General features: G+C 63.2%; 4 protein-coding genes. 3 read left to right on the plus strand and 1 reads right to left on the minus strand.

The window, feature by feature from the left end; translation table 11 throughout:
* Positions 1–53: 53 nt before the first annotated feature.
* Entirely contained in the window at positions 54–956 is a 903-nt protein-coding gene (locus EN738_RS31215) for a LysR substrate-binding domain-containing protein (protein WP_127286962.1), read from the minus strand.
* Between the two features lie 91 nt (positions 957–1,047).
* On the opposite strand from EN738_RS31215, the gene EN738_RS31220 reads away from it, so the two are divergent.
* The 3 genes from EN738_RS31220 to EN738_RS31230 form a co-directional block, all read left to right on the plus strand.
* Positions 1,048–2,598 carry a trimethylamine methyltransferase family protein gene (locus EN738_RS31220; protein ID WP_127286963.1) on the plus strand — a complete coding sequence of 517 codons (1,551 nt, stop codon included), beginning with the start codon at positions 1,048–1,050 and terminating at the stop codon, positions 2,596–2,598.
* 41 nt (positions 2,599–2,639) lie between these two features.
* Positions 2,640–4,289: an ABC transporter substrate-binding protein gene (locus EN738_RS31225; protein WP_127286964.1), complete on the plus strand. Its 1,650-nt coding sequence runs from the start codon at positions 2,640–2,642 to the stop codon at positions 4,287–4,289.
* A 94-nt stretch (positions 4,290–4,383) separates the two neighbouring features.
* Positions 4,384–4,687, plus strand: a 304-nt coding sequence (locus EN738_RS31230) for a B12-binding domain-containing protein (RefSeq protein ID WP_189606066.1), incomplete at its 3' end; no start/stop codon positions are given.

The raw sequence follows: 4,687 nt of genomic DNA on the forward strand, positions 1-4,687 counted from the left end.
CAGCTACCGTCACGATCCCCTCGCGCTCCGCTGCCGCGCAGAAGCTGGCGACCTCACGCCTGTGTCACCAGCCAGTCCCTTACCTTGCGCGCGTTGTCGCTGAGTTCGCGGTTCTTTGGCCAGATGACGTAGAACCCGATGCCGGTTCTCAGCACATGATCCGTCACCGGCACCAGAAGCCCCGATGCCACGAGGCGCTCGACCAGGTGCCGCCAGCCGAGCGAGATGCCTTGCCCTTCCATCACCGCCTGGATCACCAGCGCATAATCATTGATGCGCAAGCCGCGCTCGGCGTTGCGCAGGCTGGTTCCGGCTGACGCGAACCATTCGTCCCAGTTCGGGGCCTCGCGGTAGGGCTCCTCCAGATGGATGAGCCGGTGCGTGGCGAGTTCCTCGACCGTTTTCGGCTTGCCGAATTTGGCGAGGTAGCTGGGGCCTGCGACCGGGAAGATCTCCTCGTCGGACAGCGACATCGAATGATAGTCCGGCCAGTCGCGCGGCATGCCGCCGCGCACGCCGAGCGGGATGCCCTCGGCGATGATGTCGAGATCGCGATCGGCGGTCTGGATGCGCAGATCGACGCCCGGCAGTTCGTCGCGGAACTGCTGCAGGCGCGGCATCATCCAGAATGAGCCGAAGGCGGTCGAGGCGGCAAGCGTCACATGGCCGCCAGTCGCCTGCAGGCGCAGGTCCTCCGCCGACTTGCGGATATGGGAAAGGCCGAGCGAGACGTCGGCGTGGAAGCGCTCGCCGGCCTCGGTCAGGAGAACCTGGCGATGGCGGCGCTGGAACAGCTTGGCGCCGAGCTGCTCCTCCAGTCCGCGCACGGCGTAGGACACGGCCGCCTGCGTCATGCCGAGCTCGCGACCGGCGGCGGTGAAGCTCGACAGCCGGCCGGCCGCCTCGAAGACGATCAGGCTGCCGGCGGAGGGCAGCAGGTGGCGCAGACTTCGCATAAGCGGAGTTTATACAAGAGATCAGGATTTTCCAGCGTCACAGCTATGTTCCGCCTCGTTAAGTTGACGGGCTGTTGGAGGATGAATTACCATGAATGCACCGGCCGTTGCAGTGACCGAACATGCCAACCGCAGAAGCGGCGGCCGCCTGGGGCGCAAGGCGATACGGGGCGCTCCCGTGGCCTCGTTTCCGACGCTGGTGCGCCAGATCCCGGCTTATCAGATGGTCCCCGACGAGGCGGTGGAACTGATCCACCAGGAATCGCTCTCGATCCTCGAAGAGGTGGGCTGCGAGTTCCGCGACGACGAGGCGATCGCCCTGTGGAAGGCCGCCGGCGCCGATGTCTCCGAAACGCGCGTGCGTATCGACCGTGCGCTCTTGATGGAACTGGTCTCGAAGGTTCCATCGGAATTCACGCTCAATGCCCGCAACCCCGAGCGCACCGTCCGCGTCGGCGGCAAGAATTCCATCTTCGTGCCGATGTATGGCGCGCCCTATATCCGCGACCTCGACAACAACAGGCGCTACGGCTCGCTCGCCGACCTCAACAATTTCCACAAGCTCGCCTACATGGCGCCGGCGCTGCACTCGTCGAGCTCGGTCATCTGCGAACCGATGGAAATCGCTGTGCCGAAGCGTCATCTGCACATCATCCATTCGGCGCTGAAGCACTCCGACAAACCGTTCATGGGCATCGTGACGTCGAAGGAACGCGCCGAAGACACGATGGCGATGGCCGGCATCGTCTTCGGCGAGGACTATGTCCGCGACAATTCGGTCCTGGTGGCGATCACCAACTGCAACTCGCCGCTGGTGTGGGACGCCACCATGCTGGACGCGATGAAGGTCTATGCGCGCAGCAACCAGCCGCTGATCCTGGCGCCCTTCGCGCTGTGCGGCGCCTCGACCTCCGCCTCCGCCGTCGGCGCGGTGGCGCAGGTCAATGCGGAAGCGCTGGCCGGCGTCGCCTTCACCCAGCTGCTGCGTCCGGGGTCGCCGCAGATCTACGGCCAGTTCATGGTGACGGTCGACATGAAGACCGGAGCGCCGATGGGCGGCACGCCGGAGGCGGCGCAGATGATGTATCTGATGGGCGCGCTGGCCAGGAAATATAAACTGCCGTGGCGCACCTCGGGCTTCCATGTCGGCTCCAAATTGAACGACGCCCAAGCCGGCTACGAGGCGAACATGCTGATGCATGCCGCCATCCTTGCCGGCGCCAACTACATCTGGCACTCGGCCGGATGGCTGGAGGCAGGGCTGACCTGCGGCTATTCGAAATTCGCCACCGACTGCGAGCAGCTTGTCGGCTGGTACAAATATGCCGGCGGCCTTCCCTTCGACGATTTCAAGGAAGCGATGGCGGCGATCCGCGAGGTGGGGCCGCAGGGCCATTTCCTCGGCACCCAGCACACGCTCGAACATTTCGAGTCCGCCTTCTTCATGCCCTCGATCATGGACTTCAATTCGTACGAGCAATGGAACGCCGAAGGCGCGAAGGACCACGACACGCGCGGCCGTGAGAAGGCGCGCAACATGCTGGCCGACTATGAGGAGCCGAAGCTCGACGAGGGCATCGCCGAGGGTCTTAAGGATTTGATCGCGCGGCGTGAGGAAAAACTGCCGGACAGCGTTAGTTAGTAAAACAGGCGAAGACCTGACGAACCATAAGGGAGGAAAAAATGGCACTCTTCAGAAGCAATGGCGACCGCGTGCCGGGCGCTATCGAGGCAATGGCAGAAGAAACGCGGGCGGGCCGCATGGACAGGCGTGAATTCCTGGCCCTGGCCAGCGCCTTCGGCGCGTCGACGGCGTTCGCCTATGGCATGATCGGCCTTGCCGTGCCGACTAAAGCACTGGCCGACGAGCCCAAGAAAGGCGGCACGCTGCACGTCTCGATGTCGGTCAAGGCGCAGAAGGATCCGCGCACCTATGACTGGACCGAGATGGCGAACGTCACCCGTTGCTGGCTGGAGCCGCTCGTCCGCTACACGCACCAGTTCACCTTCGAGCCGGTGCTGCTCGAGAGCTGGGACATCAACGACGACGCCACCGAATACACGCTGCACCTGCGCAAGGGCGTCACCTGGAACAATGGCGATGCCTTCAACGCCGATGACGTGGTCTTCAACCTGAATCGCTGGTGCGAGAAGGGGGCGTCCGGCAATTCCATGGCCGCCCGCGTCGGCGCGTTGGTCGACGCCAAGACCGGCAAGGCAAGGGATGGCGCAATCACCAAGGTCGATGACCATACGGTCAAGCTGAAGCTCAGCGAAGCCGATATCGCGATCATACCGGGCTTCACCGACTATCCGGCGCTGGTCGTGCATCGCGACTTCGACAAGGATGGCGCCGACCCAATCAAGAAGCCGATCGGCACCGGAGCGTTCGAGCTGGTATCCTACGACGTTGGCCAGAAGGCAGTCGTCAAGCGTCGCGAGAGCGGCAAATGGTGGGGTGGCGAAACGCCGCTCGACAGTGTCGAGTTCATCGACTACGGCACCGACTTCAACGCCACGCTGAACGCCTTCGATTCCGGCGAGATCGACCTCGACTTCGAAACGCCGGCCGACTTCATCGATGCCCTCGACAAGATGGATCTGGTGAAATCGGAGGTCGCGACTGCGACCACCCTCGTCGCCCGCACCAACATCACCCACAAGCCCTATGACGACCAGCGGGTGCGCAATGCGCTGCAGATGGCGGTCGACAACGATGCCGTCATGCAGCTCGGCTACGCCGGGCGCGGCACCGTTGGCGAGAACCACCACGTCAGCCCGATCCATCCCGAATACTATCCGCTGCCCAAGAAGACACGCGATGCCGCCGCCGCCAAGAAGCTGATGGCGGATGCCGGGCAGGCCGACTTCGAGCATGAGCTGATCACCGTCGAGGACGAATGGCAGAAGAACACCGGCGATGCGATCGCCGGCCAGCTGCGCGATGCCGGCATCAAGGTGAAGCGTACGGTGCTGCCGGGCTCGACCTTCTGGAACGACTGGACGAAGTATCCCTATTCGATGACCATCTGGTACATGCGTCCGCTCGGCGTCCAGGTGCTGGCGCTGGGCTATCGCTCTGGCGAGGCCTGGAATGAGACGGCGTTCGCGAACCCGGATTTCGACGCCAAGCTCAAGGAGGCGCTCTCGCTGGCCGATCCCGCCAAGCGCAAGGAAGTGATGAAGGACGTCGAGCAGATTCTGCAGGATTCCGGCGTCATCATCCAGCCCTTCTGGCAGAAGCTCTACTGCCATATGAGCAAGAAGGTGAAGAACTATTCGATGCACCAGACCTACGAAATGGATTTCCAGAACGTCTGGCTGGACGCCTGAACAACTCCCGAGACTTGCAAGCAACTGCCGCCGGCACCTCTGACAAGAGGTGCCGGCCCGTAATTCACTCATGAGCAATTGGCGCCGAGAAAAAATGTCCGACGACGAGATCATCCTTTCCGAGCTTTCCGACGACGAGCTCGTGCAGCAGATGCACGACGACCTTTATGACGGGCTGAAGGAAGAGATCGAGGAAGGCACCAACATCCTTCTCGAGCGCGGCTGGGTTCCCTACAAGGTGCTGACCGAGGCGCTGGTCGAAGGCATGCGCATCGTCGGCGAGGATTTTCGCGACGGCATCCTGTTCGTGCCGGAAGTGCTGCTGTCGGCCAACGCCATGAAGGCCGGCATGGCCATCCTTCGCCCGCTGCTCGCCGCCACCGGCGCGCCCAAGCAGG

This window comes from Mesorhizobium sp. M4B.F.Ca.ET.017.02.2.1, assembly GCF_003998955.1.
Taxonomy (GTDB): Bacteria; Pseudomonadota; Alphaproteobacteria; order Rhizobiales; family Rhizobiaceae; genus Mesorhizobium; species Mesorhizobium abyssinicae.